Here is a 17,774-nt window from a genome sequence, read left to right on the forward strand (position 1 = left end):
GCTTTTCATCGCCCCCCTTTCCAGCTAGGTGATTGACATATGCAATCATATTTGGAGCCGCCGGATGTCCCGGGATCACTGGACCTTCCGCGCCCTGCAACTCTTCCTCGCGGCCTCGGTCGCACTTGGGGTCGCCTGGGGGCTGGGCATCACCAATCCCTTCTGGGCGGCGATGCCGGTCTGGGTGGTCAGCCAGTCCTGGCGGGAGGACCTGGTGATCCGGGGCGTGTTGCGCATCCTGGGCACGATGCTGGGGGCCGGGCTGGGCCTGGTGATGCTGGCCCATGTTCATGATCCGGTGGCGCTGGTCGCCCTCTACATCCTGGGGGTCGGCGCAGGCACCTTCGCCGCCTTCTGGATCGGCACGACCTATTCCTACGGGGCGCTGATGGCGGCGATCACCCTGGGGGTGGTGGTGCTGCCCGGCGTGGCGACGGCGGGGGATCCCTGGGACCTGGCCCTGGGGCGGGTCTGGTGCACGCTGATCGGTGTGGCCTCGGTCACCCTCTTCACCTTTCCCTTCACCCCGCGTCGGGACGAGGCACAGCGGCTGCGGCTCGACCACGGGCTGGGCCGGGGGCTGCGCCATGGGGCGGTGGCGGGGATGATCGCCGGGGGCGGGCTGGTCCTGCTCTTGCTGATCAGCCAGTTCTGGATCGTGGCGGGGGCGCTGGCGCTGACGGTCTTTGCCTCGATCATGGGGTCGATGCCCGATCCCCGTCCGCTGATCCGCTACCTGCCGCCGGCCGCGGCGCTTGGCGTGGTGGCGGCGGTGGCCTATCGCGGGCTGGGGCATTGGCTGGGCCTGGGGGATCCGGGCCTCTACCTGCTGGGCGTGGGGTTCATCGGCGCCGGGGCGCTGCTGCGCGCGCACCCGCGCCTTGCGCCCTTTGGCCTCGACAGCAACATGTGCTTCCTGCTCACGGCTGAGGTCGGCGCCATCGGTCACGGGCTGGCGCAGGAGGCTGCAGGCGGCCTGGCGCTGGTCTGTGGCACGCTGCTGGTGACGGCGGTGCACCGCCGCCTGCTGCCTGCGCATCTGGCCTAGGCCTCGTCGCGCGGCGCGCCTCCCTGGAAGGCATTCGCCCGGTCGTAGCGGCAGGGGTCTTCCTGCATCGTCAGGTGCAGGGCATCGCCCGTGTAGGGATGCGCCCGCGCCAGTGCCTCGTCCACGTCGATCCCCAGCCCGGGGGCGTCGGACAGGGTGACATGGCCTGCCTCCACCCGGATCGCCCCGCCGATCAGCGCGCCGTGGAACGGGGTCTCGATGGTTTCGGCCATCATCAGGTTGGGGATCGTCGCGGCCAGGTGCAGGTTGGCGGCCCATTCCACCGGCCCGGCATAGAGATGCGGCGCCACCTGCGCGCCGAAGGCCTGGGCCAGGGCGGCGATCTTGCGGGTCTCCCAGATCCCGCCGGCCCGGCCCGTGGCCGGTTGCAGGATCGCCGCGCCAGCCTCCAGCACGGCGCGGAACTCCGCCAGGGTGGTCAGCCGCTCGCCCGTGGCCACTGGCAGGCCGGAGGCGCGACAGACCTCCGCCAGGCCGGTCAGATCATCGGGCGGCACGGGTTCCTCGAACCAGGCGGGGTCGTAAGGGGTGATGGCGCGCGCCATGCGCAGGGCGCCAGTGGCGGTGAACTGGCCATGGGTGCCGAAGAGCAGATCCGCGTGATCGCCCACGGCCTCGCGCACCGCCTCGCAGACCTGGGCCGACAGGGCCAGGTCCGACCGCGCCGGCATGTGGCCGCCGCGGATCGTATAGGGGCCGGCGGGGTCGAACTTCACCGCCGTATAGCCCCGCGCCACCAGATCGCGCGCGCTGTCGGCCGCCATCTCTGGGTTGGTCCAGAAGGCCGAAACGTCATGGTGGGGCAGGGGGTAGAGGTAGGAGTAGCAGCGGATCCGGTCGTTGATCCGGCCGCCCAGCAGGGCATGGACGGGCCGGTCACGGGCCTTGCCCAGGATGTCCCAACAGGCGATCTCCAGCCCCGAAAAGGCACCCATGACCGTCAGGTCGGGCCGCTGGGTGAAGCCCGCCGAATAGGCGCGGCGGGCCATCAGCTCGATCTGCTCGGGGTTTTCGCCGGCCATATGCCGGTCGAAGACATCGCGGATCACCGCTGTCATCGCCTCGGGCCCGACCGAGGCGGCATAGACCTCGCCCCAGCCGATGATCCCGCAGGCCGTCGTCAGCTTCACCAGGATCCAGTAGCGCCCGCCCCAGCCTGGTGCGGGCGGGGCGGTGACGATGATGTCGAGGTCGGACAGGTGCACGGGGGCCTCCTTCAACCGGCCGCGCCACTGCGGCCTATTTCATCATGATCACATTGCGGCGGGCCTGGCCGGCCAGCGTGTCGGCGATGGCCTCGTTGATCTGGTCCAGCGTCCAGCGTGCTGAAATCAGCTCATCCAGTTTCAGCCGCCCCTGCTGGTACATATCGACCATCCAGGGTATGTCGCGTTTCACCACCACATTGCCCATCTTGGATCCGACGATGCCCTGGCCCGCGTCCGCCATGATCAGCGGCGAGTAGCTGGATGTCTTGTCGCCATGGGGCATCCCCACCATGACGATCCTGCCGCCCCGTGCAAGGTAGCGCGGCGCCATGTCGTAGACCGGTGCCGCACCCACAGTGACCAGCACCGCATCGGCGCCCCGTCCCAGCACCTGCTTCACCTCTTTCCAGGGTTTTCCCTCGGCGCTGACCACGTCTGTGGCGCCGAACTCCTTCGCCGCCTCCAGCTTTTCGGGCACCAGGTCGACCGCCACGATGCGCCGGGCACCGGCGATGCGCGCGCCCTGGATGGCGTTCAGGCCGACACCGCCCGCGCCGATCACCACCACGTCGTCTCCCGCGCGGATTTCGCTGGCGTAGACGGCGGCACCCACCCCGGTGATCACCCCGCAGGAGATCAGGCTGGCCGCGTCCATCGGGATGCTGTCGGGGATGGCGACGACCTGGCTCTGGTCCACCACCATCTTCTCGGCGAAGGCGCCGGAGGCCATGGCCTGCATCACCGGCGTGCCGTCGGGCAGGCTGATCGGGCTTTGCGCCACGGCGTCAAACGGGGTTTCGCAGATCGTGGGCATGCCCGAGCCGCAGCAGTCACAATGGCCGCAAGCGCGGATCAGGGTGACGCAGACCGGATCGCCCACCTTCAGCCCGTGCACCCCTTGCCCGAGCGCGGTGATCCGCCCCGCCGCTTCATGCCCGAAGACCGCCGGCACCTGGCCGCCGAAGCCGCCCTGCCAGAAGGAAATGTCGGAATGGCAGATTGCCACCGCTTCCAGTTCCACCTCGACCTCGCCCATTTCGGGTGCGCGCAGTTGCACGTCTTCGATGGTCATCGGCGCGTTGAATTCACGGCAAAGCGCCGCCTTGATGGTCTGCATGTGATCCCTCCCGTTTGCTGCGGGCGTCCTCGGGACGACCCGCCGCATTCTGCGAAATATATTTCCTCATATCGAAATTAGCGCCTATGGCCGCTGACCGATAGGGAAAAGATTGCCGCAGCATGAGGCGGGCAAGCGCGCGCGCACGAGGCGCGCGCTGCGGGATCAGAGCGCGGAGACCGCCGCCGCGAAGGCGCGGGCATTGGCGGGGGCGTCGCCCATCTGGGTCTCGGGGGAGAAGAGGCCCGACAGGTCCAGCTCGGGGAAGGCGTCGCGGGCCAGCTCGCCCAGTGGGCGGCCCGAAGCCAGCACCTCCTGCACCAGCTCCTTCACCTTGGCCTGGGCTTCGGGGCGGGGCATGACACCCGCCAGGCGGAAGGACAGCGCCTCGGCATGCAGCAGGCCCAGGCTGTCGCTGAAGACGGCGTGCATCTCCTCGGCCTTGGGTGTCAGGCCGGGGGCCATGTCGCGCGCGGTCTGCAGGGCGGCGGCGGCCGAGAGGCACAGCTGCGGCAGGGTCAGCCATTCGGTGAACCAGGCCGCCCCGTCGCGTTCCTGGCGCGGCATGCCCGCACCATCGAGGATCGCCTTCAGCCCCAGCACCTGACGCGCCGAGGCCAGCAGGACCGAGGGCTGCACCGGGTTCTGTTTCTGCGGCATCGTGGAGGAGCCGCCGGAGGCTGACAGCTTGATCTCCGACACCGAGCTTTGGGCCATCAGGATCAGGTCGTCGCCCATCTTGCCCAGAACCTGCGCCATGCGCGCCAGCCAGGAGGCAATGCGCAGCACGGGTCCGCGATCGGCGTGCCAGCTGCGGCCCGGATCGCCCAGGCCCAGCCCTTCGGCCAGCTTGGCGCGCAGCGCGGCACCCTGTCCAGCGAACTCCGCCCCCGTTCCGGCGGCGCCGGACAGAGAGACCCAAAGCGCGGTCTCTCGCAGGGCGGGCAGCTCTTTCAGCAGGTCGAGCAGGGGCCAGCCCCAGGCGGAGACATGGCTGCCGAAGCTGACGGGCGTGGCGAACTGGCCGTAGGTGCGGCCCGCCATGGGCAGCTCGGCATGGTCGGAGGCCAGCCGCGCAAGCGTCCCCAGAAGGTCCTTCAGCCCGTCTTCGCAGAGCGTCAGCAGCTGGCGCAGGCGCAGCATCTGCCCGGTGTCCGCGATGTCCTGCGATGTAGCGCCCCAGTGCACGTATTGCGCATGTTCCGGCGCCTGCATCTCCTTGCGGAACTCGGCCACCAGGGAAGGTACGGCGACGCCGTTCTTGCCCGCGCCGGCCTGCAACGCGCCGGGGTCAATGGCCAGCTCCATCGAGGCGCGATGGATGAAGGCGGCGGAGACCTCTGGGATCATGCCGAGCCCGCCTTGCGCCTTGGCCAGCGCGCCCTCGACGATCAGCATCGAGCGGACCTCGGCGCTGTCGGTGAAAAGTCGCGCGGCCTCGCCTGCGTTGAACAGCTTGGAATAGATTTGACCGTCGTGCACCGAGCCCGCCATTACAGGTCCTCCGCGATGCGGGACAGCAGGGCGGCAAGGCCCTCGGGGTCGGAAAGGAAGGGGGAATGTCCGGTGGGCATGTCGTATCGGTCCTTCGGGTCACAGGAGCGCGCCATCTCGGCCTGGGCGTCAGGTGAAATGGTCAGGTCTTCGGTGCAACGGATATAGGATCGCGGTCGGCTCTGCCAGTTCGGGCCAAGGCGGATCTTCTCGCTGTGCGGGGCCATCGGCTCGGGGCAGAGCCGGCTGCGGGCCTCGGCGCGCAGGGCCTCGGGCAGGCCGTGGTAGAAGCGGGTGTCATCCGCGCCGTCGTCCATCGCGTAGTCCTCGCCCTGCCGACGGGCCAGGCCCTTCAGCGGTGGCTCGGGCATGGCGTTTGCCATCTCCAGCAGGGAGGCGTCGTCGCGGGGCAGGAAGGCGCAGAGGTAGATCAGCCGGGTGACCCGCCGCGGGTCCAGCTCCGCCGCGCGGGAGATCGGGAAGCCGCCCGCGGAATGGCCGACCAGGACCGAAGGTTGCTCGGCATGGTCGAGCACGCAGCGCGCGTAATCGTCCAGGGTCAGGCTGTCATGGGGGCGGGGATCGCCGCCGCGACCGGGCAGGTCGGGGGCGGTCACGTGATGTCCCCGAGCCAGAAGCTCGGGGACCACTTGGTGCCAGCACCAGCCGGTATGGCAGGCGCCGTGGATCAGCACGAAACGGGCCATCAGATGTGGGCCATCAGATGTCGAGGAAGACCGTCTCGCCCTCGCCTTGCAGGCGGATGTCGAAGGTGTACTTGCCCTCGGCAGTCTTCTTCGCGATCAGCGTGTCGACGCGCGGACGCTGTTCGATCCGGGCCAGCAGCGGGTCGGCGCTGTTGTCCTCGTCCTCGAAGTAGATGCGCGTCTGCAGGCCGATGTTGATGCCGCGGGCGACGACCCAGACCGAGATGTGCGGCGCCTGAATCACGCCGCCACGGCCCTTGGTTGCGCCGGGCTTGACGGTGCGCAGGGTGAAGATGCCGGTTTCCTTGTCCGCGGTGAAGCGGCAGAAGCCGGAAACCTTTGGATCCGCGCCCTCGCTGCCGGGGAAGATGCCGGCGGCATCCGCCTGCCAGCTTTCCATCATCGCGTCACGCATCGCCCAGCCGGTGCCGTCGTAGACGGAGCCGGTGATCTCGATGATCTCGCCCTTGGCGCCGTCTTCGATGGGCGACAGGGCCAGGTCTTCGGGATAGATGCCTTCCAGGCCTGCAAAGGTCGGAACGCAGCCGATGTGGACGTAGGGGCCCGCCGTCTGGGACGGGGTTTCCTGCAGGATGTCGAGTTGCTGGGTCATGGATTACATCCCCTCGAGCTTGTTTTCGAACATGGTCTGACGGCGGCCGCGCAGGACGACGTCGAACTTGTAGGCCAGGAAGTCCATCGGACGGGCCTTGGCCATGTCCAGCGGTGCGACCAGGCGGTCCAGCTGGCTGCGCGACTTGATCGTGGCCGCGATCGGGCAGCGGTCGATCAGCGGGTCACCCTCGAAGTAGAGCTGGGTGATCAGGCGCTGGCCGAAGCTGTGGCCGAAGACCGACATGTGGATGTGCATCGGGCGCCAGTCATTGCCGCGGTTCGGCCAGGGGTAGGCGCCGGGGCGGATGGTCAGGAACTCGTAGTAGCCGTTCTCATCCGTGATCGTACGGCCGCAACCGCCGAAATTCGGGTCGAGCGGGGCAAAGTAGGTATCCTTCACGTGGCGGTAGCGTCCGCCCGCGTTGGCCTGCCAGATCTCGACCAGGGTGTGCGGCACCGGGCGGCCGTTCTCGTCCAGAACGCGACCGTGTACCAGGATGCGTTCGCCCACGGCCGGCGCGGCGCCCTTGGTCCAGTTCAGGATCAGGTTGTTGTCCAGCTCGCCCAGCAGGTTGTGGCCGAAACGCGGGCCGGTTTCCTCGGACGGGGTGGATTCCATCGACAGCAGCGGCAGGTTCGGCGAGCGCGTGATGCTGGTCTTGTAGCCCGGGTCGTAGGGCACGGGATGGATCTCGCGATTTCGCGGGATCAGCGGGCCGAGATCGGTCATTGGTCTTGCTCCTCCATTTCGGCGTAGGTTTGTTTCGCCAGCTTCAGCGCGTGGTTTGCGCGCGGAACGCCCGCGTAGATGGCGACGTGCTGGAAGGCTTCCTGCACATCCTGTTTCGACGCACCGGTGCGGGCGGTGGCCCGGATGTGCATCGGAATCTCCTCGAAGTTGCCGGTGGCGGCCAGCAGCGCCAGGGTCAGCATCGACCGCTCGCGCTTGCTGATGCCGTCGCTGGCCCAGACATTGCCCCAGGCCCCCTCGGTGATCAGGGTCTGGAAGGGCAGGTCGAAGTCGGTCTTGGCGGCCTCGGCACGGTCGACATGGGCATCACCCAGGACCGAGCGGCGGACCTCCATCCCTTTTTCGAAACGGTCATTGGACATGGCCGGTCTCCTTGATGAAATCACTGAGGATACGGGCGTATTCCTCGGGGGTCTCGACGCAGGGCAGGTGGCCCGCGCCACGGATCAGCTCCAGCCGCGAGCCGGGCACAAGGTCCACGGTCTCGCGCACCAGGTCGGGCGGGCTGGCGCCGTCCTCGGTGCCCGCGATGCCCAGGCAGGGCAGGCGCAGGCCGGAGGTCGGCGTGTAGAAATCGGTGCCGGCGATGGCGGCGCAGCAGCCAGTGTAGCCCTCCAGATCCTGGCGGGCCAGCATGGTCTGCCACGCGGCAAGTTCCGGCGTGGCGCGGAATTTCTTGCCGAACCAGCGTTCCATCGTGGGGGCCGCGATGGACCCGACGCCCTCGGCCCGGCACTTGGCGATCCGGTCGTGCCACATCTCGGCGGTGCCCATCTTGGCAGCCGAGTTGGAGATGACCAGCGCGCGCACCAGGTCCAGGCGTTTCACCGCCAGACCCTGGCCGATCATGCCGCCGATGGACAGGCCGACGAACAGCGCATCCTTGACGCCCAGGTGATCCAGCAGCGCCTCGACATCGGAGATCAGCGTGCCCATGGAGTAGGGCGCGGGCGTGCCTTCGCTCAACCCATGGCCGCGCTTGTCATAGCGGATGATGCGCAGGCCGGCGGGCAGCAGCGGCACCAGCTTGTCCCAGAGGCGCAGATCCGTGCCGAGCGAGTTGGCAAAGACGATGGGGGCGCCGTCGGGGTCCCCTTCGTCGGTGTAGTGGATCTTCAGTCGGTCGAGGTCGGCGATTTTCATCAGTAGGGCAGTCCAACATAGTTCTGCGCCAACACCTTTTGCGCTTCGGTGTTGTCGCGCAGGAAGTTCAGTTCGGCCTGCTGCATCTTGACGTCGAACGCCGGCTGGTCGGGGAACTGGTGCAGAAGGTTGGTCATCCACCAGGAGAACCGCTCGGCCTTCCAGATGCGCAGGAGGGCTTTCTCCGAGTAGGTGTCGAGCCCTTCACTGTCGCCGTCAAGGTAATGCGCCTTCAAACCCTCGTAGAGGTAGTGGATGTCCGAAGCGGCGGTGTTCAGCCCCTTGGCGCCCGTGGGCGGCACGATATGGGCTGCATCGCCGCACAGGAACAGGTTGCCCCATCTCATCGGCTCGGTAACGAAGCTGCGCAGCGGCGCGATGCTTTTCTCGATCGACGGGCCGGTGACCAGCTTTTCAGCCATCTCGGCGGGGATGCGGGATTTGAACTCGTCCCAGAACCGCTCGTCCGACCACTCCTCGACCTTGTCGGTCAGCGGCACCTGCACGTAATAGCGCGACAGGTTGGCATTGCGCATGGAACACAGGGCGAAACCGCGGGGCGAGTTGCAGTAGATCAACTCGTCATGCACCGGGGGCGTTTCGGACAGGATGCCCAGCCAGCCGAAGGGGTACACCTTCTCGTACTCGGTGCGCACGTCCTCGGGGATGGTCTGGCGGCTGACCCCGTGGAAGCCGTCGCAGCCGGCGACGAAATCGCAGTCGATGCGGCGTTCCTCGCCGTGGACGGTATAGGTCAGGTAGGGGCTGTCGCTCTTGGCGTCATTGATGACGACATCCTCGACCTCGAACTCGATCTGACCGCCGGCCTTCTCGCGGGCCTCGTAGAGATCGCGGGTCACCTCCGTCTGGCCATAGACGACGACAGGCGTGCCGGTCAGCTCGGAGAAGTTGATCTGGATGATCTCATCCCCGTTGGAAATCACGGTGCCGTCGTGGGTGTAACCCTCGGCATCCATCCGGCCGGAGACACCGGCCTTGCGCATCAGCCCGACGAAACCCTGTTCCAGAACGCCGGCACGGATGCGGCCCAGCACGTACTCCTTGGTCTTCCGTTCCAGCACGATGGACGAGATGCCGGCCTTGTCCAGAAGCTGGGACAGCAGCAGCCCGGAGGGGCCGCCGCCAATGATGGCAACTTGAGTTTTCATGCAAATTCCTCCCGTTCGCAGGAAGAGGATTGGCAAACATAATTAACTACGTCAACTAAAATTACTCTAAATCACCCCCGCGTCCTTGCCGCGCCGCAGCGCCCAGGGCGGGTGGCAAAGGGGCCCCGGGGCGACCCGGGCCCGGTCGTCGCCGCGATTCTTGCAGCCGAGCCGCAATTTTGACGGCAAAACGCCCGCCCGGCGCGGGGCCGGACGGGCGTCACGTTCAAAAGGTGATGAGTGGATCAGAGCGTGGCAAGCGCCCGGGCGAACATCGCCGGGTCGACGTTGCCGCCGGAGATCATCGCGACCACCGTGTCGCCCTGCAGCGAATCTGTGCGGGTCAGAGCGGCGGCCAGGGCCACGGCGCCGCCGGGCTCGGCCACCACTTTCAGCCGCAGGAAGGCCTGGGCCATCGCTTGCAGGGCCTCCTCGTCGGAGACCACCAGGCCGGGGCCGCAATGCTCGGACATGATCGGGAAAGTCAGGTTGCCGGGCTGGGGCGTAACGATGGCGTCGCAGATCCCCCCCGACATGGAGGCGTTGCGCAGGATCTCACCGGCGGCGAGCGAGCGGGTCACGTCGTCGAAGCCTTCCGGTTCCACGGGTCGCACGCGCAGGCCGGGGGCGCGGTCCGCGCAGGCCAGCGCCACGCCCGAGGTCAGCCCGCCGCCACCGCAGCAGACCAGCACCTCGGCCTCGGTGATGCCCATCTCCAGCAGGTCCTCGGCGATCTCCAGCCCGGCGGTGCCCTGACCCGCGATCACCTGCGGCTCATCGAAGGGCTTGATCAGGGTCAGGCCGCGTTCGGCGGACAGACGCGCGCCGATCTCGTCGCGGTCCTCGTTGGCACGGTCATAGGTCACCACCTCGGCGCCGAAGGCCCGGGTGTTGGCCAGTTTCAGCTGCGGCGCATCCGAAGGCATGATGATGACCGAGGGCGCCCCGTGCATCTTCGCCGCCAGCGCCACGCCCTGGGCATGGTTGCCCGAGGAAAAGGCTATGACGCCGCGCGCCCGTACCGCAGGGTCCAGCGCCGAGATAGCAGACCAGGCGCCACGGAACTTGAAGCTGCCGGTCAGTTGCAGGCATTCGGGTTTCACCAGAACGCGACGGCCCGCGATCTCGTCCAGGAAGGGCGAGGACAGCAGGGGGGTGCGGCGGGCGTGTCCCGCCAGCCGCGCGGCGGCGGCCTCGATCATCTCGATGTTCATCTCAGTGCCTTCTTTCTGGGCCTTATCTCATGGCCTCAAGCCAGGTCGTCAGGGCGGCGAGCGCCTCCGGCTCGTCAAGGAAAGGGGTATGCCCCCGGTTCGGCACCTTCGCAAGGATCATGCCCGGCGCGCGGGTCTGCATCCGGGTCACCGTCTCTTCCTTCAGCAGATCGGAGTTTTCGCCCCAGATCAGCGCCAGGGGTTTCGCCGCCAGCGCATCGAAGAGCGGCCAGAGGTCGGGGGCGGGATCGGGCGGCGGGCTGCCGAAGACGGCCTCGCGCAGGGCCGGGTCATAGTCGATGACCAGCCCGTCGGGCGTTTCGCGGGTGGTGTTGCCGATCATCTGCCGCCAGCGATCAATGGAGACATCCGGGAAGGCCGGATCGCCGACCCGAGCGGTGGCCGCCTCGTCCAACGTGGCGAAAGGCGGGTTCTGGCCAAGGTAGCCCGCGATGGCGCCCAGGCCGTCGGTGTTCAGCTCAGGCCCGACGTCGTTCAGCGCCGCGCCCCGCAGGCGGTCGGGGGCGTGCAGGGCCAGGCCCATGGCGATCAGCCCGCCGCGCGAGGTGCCCAGGATCGCCGCGCTGTCGATCCCCAGGTGGTCCAGCAGCGCCAATGCATCCTGTGATTCGGTGGGCAGGGTGTAGCTGGCCGGCCCGGTCCAGTCCGACCGCGCGCGGCCGCGGTAATCCATCCGGATCAGCCGCACGCCCGGCAGATGCGGCGCCACGATGTCGAAGTCGCGACCGTTGCGGGTCAGCCCCGACAGGCACAGGACCGGCAGGCCCTCGCCCGCCTCCTCATAGTAGATCGCGGCGCCATCGGGGGCGGTGAAACGGGGCATCAGAAAACCTCCAGCTCGGGCACGGCGGACAGGTCCGTCAGGATATGCTCCGGTGTGCCGGGCAGTCGGTCCAGCGGCAGGCCCGCGCGGTTCACCCAGGCGGTGGCGAAGCCGTAGGCCGCCGCCGCCGAAACGTCCCAGCCGTTGGACGACACGAAAAGCACCTCTTCGGGATCGCAGCCGAAGCGCCCGCCGACCAGGTCGTAGACCGGCGCTGCCGGCTTGAAGACGCCGACGCGTTCCACCGACAGTACCGCGTCCAGCATGGTTTCCACCCCGGCGGAGCCCACGGCCCCTTCCAGCATGTCGGGGGATCCATTGGACAAAATCCCCGTGGCCAGCCCGCGCGCCTTCAGCGTGGCCAGCACCTTGGGCACCTCGCGGTAAGCGGGCAATTCCCAGTAGAGCGCCAGCAGATCCTCGCGCAGCACCGGATCGTCCAGCCTCTCCGCCTCCAGTGCCCAGTCCAGTGCATCCTTGGTGACTTGCCAGAAATCCGTGTGCAGCCCGCGGATGGCCCGATGCCAGGAATATTCCAGCTGCTTGGCACGCCACTGGGCGGCCACGCGCGACCAGCTCTCGGCCAGGGCGCCGGCGCCGGGGGCCTCGGCGGCCGCGCGGGCGGCGGCGTTGACGTCGAACAGCGTGCCGTAGGCGTCGAAGATGCAGGTGGTGACGGGCATGACAGATCCTCCTCCGGGCGCCGCTCTCCCGGCGCCTTCGGGGGCAACCTGCCATGGGGCGGCGGGGCTGGGAAGGCCGGTTTGCGATCCGCGCGCGCCTGCGTTAAGTTGGGGGGGAGAGAAGGCACCCGGGCAGGACCCGGCCCTCCAAACCCACCCCGACAAGATTGGACATTCCATGAGCACCGCAAAATCGGGCGATACCGTACGCATCCATTACACCGGCACCCTGACCGACGGCACCACCTTCGACAGCTCCGCCGGCCGCGAGCCGCTGGAGTTCACCGTGGGCTCCGGCCAGATCATCCCCGGCCTCGACAAGGCGATCCCCGGCATGGCCGTGGGTGAAACCCAGAAGGTCGAGATCCCCAGCGAAGAAGCCTATGGCGCGCATAACCCCGACGCGCTGCAGCAGGTCCCGCGCGACGCGATCCCCTCCGAGATCCCGCTGGAAATGGGGCTGCAGCTGCAGATGCAGACGCCGCAGGGCCAGGCGATCCCGGTGACCGTGGTCGAGATCACCGACGAGAACGTCACCCTGGACGCCAACCACATGCTGGCGGGCAAGGACCTGGTCTTCGACATCGAGATGGTCGAGATCGTCCAGGCCGCCTGATCCGGCCCTGATTTCAGGCCCTTCGCCCCCAGGGGCGCGGGGCCGCCGCCCGCCCCGGCCAGCCGCGCCGGGGTGGGCGTCCCCCCCAACGACGCGGCCCTCCCCCCCACATCGCAACGCCCGCGGCTGTCCCTTTCCCGGTACGTTACGCTTCCCCGCTGCGGCCCGCGCCGCTAGACCTTGTCCTGCCCCGGCAGACTACAGGAGCGGACAGGCATGCAGGACAGGATCGACGAGCTGCGCGCGCGCATCGCGGCACTTCAGGATCAGCTGGAACAGGAACTCGCCGAGCGGCGCAGCCGCTTCTGGGACCGGATCGAGAACGGCCGGGTCGTCTGGGAAGAGGGCATGCGGCGGCGCCACAAGGAGCTGCGACAGCATGTGCCGGGTTTCCTGGCGGCCAGCCCGATCCGCCACACCCTGACCGCGCCGGTGATCTACTCGCTGATCGTGCCCTTCGCGATCCTGCACCTGTGGGTCTGGATCTACCAGGCGATCTGCTTTCCCGCCTACCGAATCCCCAAGGTGCCGATGCGCGACTACATCCGCATCGACCGCCATCAACTGGCCTATCTGAACGGCATCCAGAAACTGAACTGCGTCTACTGCGGCTACTGCAACGGTGTCGTGGCCTGGGTGCGCGAGGTCGCCGGCCGTACGGAGGCCTTCTGGTGCCCGATCAAACACGCGATGAAGACGCGCGGCCCCCACCCCCACTATGCCCATTTCGCCGACTACGGGGACGGCGAGAACTTCCGCGCCGAGTGGGAAGCCTCGCGCGAGCGGATGAAGGCGCTGAACTGTGCCGCGCTGGGCTGCGATCACTGTCGACCGGAAGACGATACGGACTGAAAGGGTGCCGGGTTTCCAGGCGCCAGACAGGAAAAAGCCGCGTCCCTGGGGCGCGGCTCTTTTCATGGTCCGTCCGTGGGCGCGGGGGCCTCAGCCCTTGCGGCGCAGGCGGATCACCACGTCGACCTTGGAAATCTCGGCACCGTCGGGGGCACGCGGCACACGCGCCAGCTCCAGCTCCTCGGAGGGCGCATCGCTGAGCGATCCGTCGTCTTCCCAGAAGAAATGCGGGTGGTCGTGCATGTTCGTGTCGAAGTAGCTGCGCGAGCCGTCGACGGTGATCTCACGCATCAGGCCCGCGTCGCAGAAGGCGCGCAGGGTGTTGTAGACGGTGGCCAGCGAGACGGGCTGGCCGCTGTCCTTGGCGGCGGCGAAAAGGCTCTCGGCGGTCACATGCCGGTCCTGCCCATCCCCCACCAGAAGGGAGGCGAGTCCGATCCGCTGCCGGGTCGGTCGCAGGTCTGCCTTTGCCAGCCAGTCCGCGCCGCGTTCGGTTGCCGTAGGGGTCATGCCGTTCTTGTATCCTTCAGTTCGCCAGACAATATAGGAAAAAAGGGCCCCGAAACGCAACCGTTCCGGCAAATCGCCGCGACGGAGCGCCTTTGCCAGCACCTTGCATGGTTCGCGCGCGCGGTGATAGAGGGGTCGGGATGAAAAAGATGACACGGAAAGGGGCGCGCCTGAATGGCTGATTATCCCAGCAGTTTCGACCGGGAAGACCTTCTGAAATGCGCGCGCGGGGAGCTGTTCGGCCCCGGCAACGCCCAGTTGCCGGAACCGCCGATGCTGATGATGGACCGGATCACCGACATCTCTGCCGACGGCGGCGCGCACGGCAAGGGCCACGTTCTGGCCGAGTTCGACATCAACCCGGACCTGTGGTTCTTCGAATGCCACTTCCCCGGCAACCCGATCATGCCCGGTTGCCTCGGCCTGGACGGCCTGTGGCAGCTGACCGGCTTCAACCTGGGCTGGCGCGGCTGGCAGGGGCGCGGCTATGCGCTCGGCGTCGGCGAGGTGAAGCTGACCGGCATGGTGCGGCCCGATCGCAAGATGCTGACCTACAAGATCGACTTCACCAAGGCCGTGCAGACCCGCCGCCTGACCATGGGCGTGGCCGACGGGATCGTCGAAGCCGATGGCGAGGTTATCTACCAGGTCAAGGACATGAAGGTCGCTCTCTCCGAGAGCTGATCCATCGACACCTATCTCTCCACGGAAGGAGGACACCATGCGTCGAGTCGTGGTCACCGGATTGGGGATCGTCTCCTCTATCGGGAACAACGCCGAAGAGGTCGAGGCCTCTCTGAAAGCGGGCAAATCCGGGATCGAAGGATCTCCGGAGATGGCCGAGCATGGCTTCCGCAGCCAGGTTGCCGGGACGCTGAAAATCGACCCGGCCGAGCATGTGGACAAGCGCACCCTGCGCTTCATGGGGCCGGGCGCCGCCTATGCCCATATCGCCGTGCAGCAGGCGATCGCCGATGCAGGCCTTGAGGATAGCGACGTCGTGAACGAGCGCACCGGCCTTGTGGCCGGCTCGGGCGGCCCGTCGACCTCCGCCATGTTCCAGGCGCACCAGACGGTGCTGAAATCCGGCGGGACCAAGCGGATCGGCCCGTTCGCCGTGCCGAAATGCATGTCGTCGACGATCTCGGCCAACCTCGCCACGGCCTTCAAGATCAAGGGCATCAACTACTCGATCACCTCGGCCTGCTCGACCTCGCTGCACTGCATCGGCAACGCGGCCGAACAGATCATGATGGGCAAGCAGGACGTGATGTTCGCCGGCGGCGGCGAGGAACTCGACTGGACCCTGTCCTGCCTCTTCGATGCCATGGGCGCCATGTCCTCGAAATACAACGACACGCCGGAACTGGCCTCGCGCGCTTTCGACGCGGACCGGGACGGCTTCGTCATCTCCGGCGGCGGCGGCATGCTGGTGCTGGAAGATCTCGAACACGCCAAGGCGCGGGGTGCCAAGATCTACGCCGAGGTCACCGGCTTTGCCGCCACCTCTGACGGGCACGACATGGTCGCGCCCTCGGGCGAGGGCGGCGAGCGTGCGATGCGCCTGGCGCTGCAGACGCTGCCCGAGGGCCGCAAGGTCGGCTACATCAACGCCCATGGCACCTCGACCCCCGTCGGCGACGTGGGCGAGGTCCAGGCCGTGCGCCGCGTCTTCGGCGAAGGCGCGACCCCGCTGATCTCTTCGACGAAATCCATGACAGGCCATGCCCAGGGCGCCGCGGGCGCGCTGGAGGCGATCTTCTGCCTGATCATGCTGGCCAAGGATTTCATCACGCCGTCGATCAACATCCAGACCCTCGATGAGGCGATCAACCCCGGCGAGATCGCCCGGTCGCTGGTCGAAAAGGCGGGCCTGGACACGGTGATGACGAATTCCTTTGGTTTCGGCGGCACGAACGGTTCGATGCTGCTCTCGCGCTATACCGGGTGACAGGGTTATGACAGGACAGATGCAGGGGAAACGCGGCCTGGTGATGGGCGTGGCCAATGATCGCTCCATCGCCTGGGGGATCGCCAAGGCCCTTCACGCGGCCGGCGCCGAGATGGCCTTCTCCTACCAGGGGGAGAACTTCGGCAAGCGCGTGGCGCCCCTCGCCGCCTCGGTGGGGGTGGACTACCTGCTGGACGTGGATGTCAGCGATGATGCCTCGATGGATGCGGCCTTCGCCGACCTGAAGGCGAAATGGGGCAAGCTCGATTTCGTCGTCCATGCCATTGCCTATTCCGACAAGGCGGAGCTGTCGGGCCGGTTCATCAACACCAGCCGCAACAACTTCAAGCATTCGCTAGACATCTCCTGCTATTCGCTGATCGACGTGGCGCGCCGCGCCGCGCCGATGATGACCGAAGGCGGCGCGATCCTGACCCTGACCTACCAGGGGTCGAACAAGGTGACGCCCTATTACAACGTCATGGGCGTGGCCAAGGCGGCGCTGGAAAGCGCCGTGCGCTACCTGGCCAACGACCTTGGCCCCGACGGGATCCGCGTCAACGCGATCTCCCCCGGCCCGATGAAGACCCTGGCCGGTGCGGCGATCTCCGGCGCGCGCAAGACCTTCCGTCAGACCGAAACCAACGCCCCCCTGCGCGCCAACGCGACGCTGGAGGCCGTGGGCGGAACGGCGGTCTACCTGGCCTCCGACGCCGGTGCCTGCACCAGTGGTGAGATCATCCACGTTGATGGCGGCTATCACGTGCTGGGCATGCCGCAACCGGAAAACCTCTGAAGCATCGGCGGCTCGCCCCTTGTGGGCGGGCCGACGCCTCCGGCGGGAGTATTTCTAGCCCGCGTATATCAGAAAAGAAGAACCTCTCGCCCGAACCAACGTGACGAGAGGCCCATACTCTGGCGCGGTCATCGGGTCTCCACCCTGTACCGCTCACCCAGGCTGCACCGTCCGGGTGAATTTTTCCCTACTTCCATACGCAGGCTAGAAATACTCCCGCCGGAGGCTTCGGGCCGTCTTGCGGCCCGAAAGCGCCCTTACCGTTTGCGGAAGGTCAGGTAATGGGGCGTGCGGCCTTCGCGCAGGGCTTTCTGCTCGTAGCGGGTCGAGATCCAGTCGTCCCAGGGGTCTCGCCAGTCGGTCGGGCCTTCGGCCAGCCAGTCGAAGCCATGGCGCGGCACCTGTTGCAGGGTCTGACGCACGTAGTCGGGAATGTCGGTCGCGACGCGGAAGATCGCCCCGGGTTTCAGCACCCGGTTCAGCGGCTCCAGGTGTTCTGGCGTGACGAAACGGCGCCGGTGGTGGCGTTTCTTCGGCCAGGGGTCGGGATAGAGCAGGAAGGCGCGGCTGATCGAGGCATCCGGCAGCACGTCGAAGAGATCGCGTACGTCGCCCGGGTGCACCGCCAGGTTCTCCACGCCGGCCTCGCGGATCTTGCCCAGCAGCATCGCGACGCCGTTGATGTAGGGTTCCGCCCCGATGATGCCGATGTCGGGATTGCGGGCGGCCTGGTGCACCAGGTGCTCTCCACCGCCGAAGCCGATCTCCAGCCAGGCATCCTTGCCGCCGAAAAGCGTGCCCAGGTCGATCGGGGTGCGGTCGGGATTGTCCTCCCAGCCGACCTTGCCGGGCGACAGCTTGCCCAGGTCCTCGTCCAGGTAGGCTTCCTGGCTGGGGCGCAGGCCCTTGCCCTTGAAGCGGCCGTAGAAGTTGCGCCAGGGCGCGCCGGAAGGGTGGGTGTCGGGGCGATTGTCGGTCATGTCTCTGTCTCTGCCAGTCGGGCGGTCCCTGGTGCGCCAGGGGTCGGGGCGCTTG

At 67.5% G+C, this 17,774-nt stretch carries 20 protein-coding genes; 6 read left to right on the top strand and 14 right to left on the bottom strand.

Annotated elements, in window-relative coordinates; genetic code table 11:
• The first annotated feature begins 64 nt into the window (after positions 1 to 64).
• Positions 65 to 1,048, top strand: a complete 984-nt coding sequence (locus CVM50_RS11220) for an FUSC family protein (RefSeq protein WP_085889351.1) — start codon at positions 65 to 67, stop codon at positions 1,046 to 1,048.
• Here the strand turns inward: CVM50_RS11220 and CVM50_RS11225 are convergent.
• The 12 genes from CVM50_RS11225 to CVM50_RS11280 all read right to left on the bottom strand — a co-directional run bounded on the left by CVM50_RS11225 (position 1,045) and on the right by CVM50_RS11280 (position 12,014).
• Complete coding sequence (locus tag CVM50_RS11225) at positions 1,045 to 2,274, bottom strand: mandelate racemase/muconate lactonizing enzyme family protein (RefSeq protein WP_085889352.1); 1,230 nt, start codon at positions 2,272 to 2,274, stop codon at positions 1,045 to 1,047. The two genes, CVM50_RS11220 and CVM50_RS11225, sit on opposite strands and share 4 nt — an antisense overlap.
• A 34-nt stretch (positions 2,275 to 2,308) precedes the next feature.
• Positions 2,309 to 3,394 (bottom strand): Zn-dependent alcohol dehydrogenase, encoded by a 1,086-nt coding sequence (locus CVM50_RS11230; RefSeq protein ID WP_085889353.1) that lies wholly within the window; start codon positions 3,392 to 3,394, stop codon positions 2,309 to 2,311.
• Positions 3,395 to 3,559: 165 nt separating this feature from the next.
• Complete coding sequence (locus CVM50_RS11235; RefSeq protein ID WP_085889354.1) at positions 3,560 to 4,888, bottom strand: lyase family protein; 1,329 nt, start codon at positions 4,886 to 4,888, stop codon at positions 3,560 to 3,562.
• Entirely contained in the window at positions 4,888 to 5,595 is a 708-nt protein-coding gene (locus CVM50_RS11240) for an alpha/beta fold hydrolase (protein WP_085889355.1), read from the bottom strand. Before CVM50_RS11240 ends, CVM50_RS11235 begins: the two co-directional genes overlap by 1 nt.
• A 13-nt stretch (positions 5,596 to 5,608) precedes the next feature.
• Complete coding sequence (pcaG, locus tag CVM50_RS11245) at positions 5,609 to 6,208, bottom strand: protocatechuate 3,4-dioxygenase subunit alpha (RefSeq protein ID WP_085889356.1); 600 nt, start codon at positions 6,206 to 6,208, stop codon at positions 5,609 to 5,611.
• Between the two features lie 3 nt (positions 6,209 to 6,211).
• Positions 6,212 to 6,940 (bottom strand): protocatechuate 3,4-dioxygenase subunit beta, encoded by a 729-nt coding sequence (gene pcaH, locus CVM50_RS11250; RefSeq protein ID WP_085889357.1) that lies wholly within the window; start codon positions 6,938 to 6,940, stop codon positions 6,212 to 6,214.
• Positions 6,937 to 7,323 (bottom strand): 4-carboxymuconolactone decarboxylase, encoded by a 387-nt coding sequence (gene pcaC, locus CVM50_RS11255; RefSeq protein ID WP_085889358.1) that lies wholly within the window; start codon positions 7,321 to 7,323, stop codon positions 6,937 to 6,939. Before pcaC ends, pcaH begins: the two co-directional genes overlap by 4 nt.
• Positions 7,313 to 8,104: a 3-oxoadipate enol-lactonase gene (gene pcaD / locus CVM50_RS11260; protein WP_085889359.1), complete on the bottom strand. Its 792-nt coding sequence runs from the start codon at positions 8,102 to 8,104 to the stop codon at positions 7,313 to 7,315. The genes pcaC and pcaD overlap by 11 nt, the downstream gene beginning before the upstream one ends.
• Positions 8,104 to 9,273 carry a 4-hydroxybenzoate 3-monooxygenase gene (gene pobA / locus CVM50_RS11265; RefSeq protein ID WP_085889360.1) on the bottom strand — a complete coding sequence of 390 codons (1,170 nt, stop codon included), beginning with the start codon at positions 9,271 to 9,273 and terminating at the stop codon, positions 8,104 to 8,106. Before pobA ends, pcaD begins: the two co-directional genes overlap by 1 nt.
• Positions 9,274 to 9,518: 245 nt before the next feature.
• On the bottom strand, positions 9,519 to 10,487 hold the full coding sequence (locus tag CVM50_RS11270) for a threonine ammonia-lyase (RefSeq protein WP_085889361.1): 969 nt from the start codon (positions 10,485 to 10,487) through the stop codon (positions 9,519 to 9,521).
• Positions 10,488 to 10,509: 22 nt separating this feature from the next.
• Positions 10,510 to 11,331: an alpha/beta fold hydrolase gene (locus CVM50_RS11275; protein ID WP_085889362.1), complete on the bottom strand. Its 822-nt coding sequence runs from the start codon at positions 11,329 to 11,331 to the stop codon at positions 10,510 to 10,512.
• On the bottom strand, positions 11,331 to 12,014 hold the full coding sequence (locus CVM50_RS11280; RefSeq protein WP_085889363.1) for a haloacid dehalogenase type II: 684 nt from the start codon (positions 12,012 to 12,014) through the stop codon (positions 11,331 to 11,333). Before CVM50_RS11280 ends, CVM50_RS11275 begins: the two co-directional genes overlap by 1 nt.
• Positions 12,015 to 12,192: 178 nt before the next feature.
• Here CVM50_RS11280 and CVM50_RS11285 point away from each other — a divergent pair, with 178 nt between their 5' ends.
• Positions 12,193 to 12,630, top strand: a complete 438-nt coding sequence (locus tag CVM50_RS11285) for an FKBP-type peptidyl-prolyl cis-trans isomerase (protein WP_085889364.1) — start codon at positions 12,193 to 12,195, stop codon at positions 12,628 to 12,630.
• A 216-nt stretch (positions 12,631 to 12,846) separates the two neighbouring features.
• On the top strand, positions 12,847 to 13,482 hold the full coding sequence (locus CVM50_RS11290; protein WP_085889365.1) for a hypothetical protein: 636 nt from the start codon (positions 12,847 to 12,849) through the stop codon (positions 13,480 to 13,482).
• A gap of 90 nt (positions 13,483 to 13,572) precedes the next feature.
• Here CVM50_RS11290 and irrA read toward each other — a convergent pair whose 3' ends face one another.
• Entirely contained in the window at positions 13,573 to 13,992 is a 420-nt protein-coding gene (irrA, locus tag CVM50_RS11295; protein ID WP_085889366.1) for an iron response transcriptional regulator IrrA, read from the bottom strand.
• Between the two features lie 174 nt (positions 13,993 to 14,166).
• Here irrA and fabA point away from each other — a divergent pair, with 174 nt between their 5' ends.
• From fabA to CVM50_RS11310, 3 genes are read left to right on the top strand one after another with little or no spacing between them, the layout of a single operon-like run.
• Positions 14,167 to 14,676, top strand: a complete 510-nt coding sequence (gene fabA, locus CVM50_RS11300) for a bifunctional 3-hydroxydecanoyl-ACP dehydratase/trans-2-decenoyl-ACP isomerase (protein WP_085889367.1) — start codon at positions 14,167 to 14,169, stop codon at positions 14,674 to 14,676.
• Between the two features lie 37 nt (positions 14,677 to 14,713).
• A complete protein-coding gene (gene fabB / locus CVM50_RS11305) occupies positions 14,714 to 15,943 on the top strand; it encodes a beta-ketoacyl-ACP synthase I (protein ID WP_085889368.1) in 1,230 nt (409 codons plus the stop codon).
• Between the two features lie 7 nt (positions 15,944 to 15,950).
• Positions 15,951 to 16,739 carry an enoyl-ACP reductase FabI gene (locus tag CVM50_RS11310; protein WP_085889369.1) on the top strand — a complete coding sequence of 263 codons (789 nt, stop codon included), beginning with the start codon at positions 15,951 to 15,953 and terminating at the stop codon, positions 16,737 to 16,739.
• A 257-nt stretch (positions 16,740 to 16,996) separates the two neighbouring features.
• Here CVM50_RS11310 and trmB read toward each other — a convergent pair whose 3' ends face one another.
• Positions 16,997 to 17,719: a tRNA (guanine(46)-N(7))-methyltransferase TrmB gene (gene trmB / locus CVM50_RS11315; RefSeq protein WP_085889370.1), complete on the bottom strand. Its 723-nt coding sequence runs from the start codon at positions 17,717 to 17,719 to the stop codon at positions 16,997 to 16,999.
• Positions 17,720 to 17,774: the final 55 nt, after the last annotated feature.

The organism is Pseudooceanicola marinus (genome assembly GCF_002786295.1).
GTDB classification, from domain to species: Bacteria; Pseudomonadota; Alphaproteobacteria; order Rhodobacterales; family Rhodobacteraceae; genus Pseudooceanicola; species Pseudooceanicola marinus.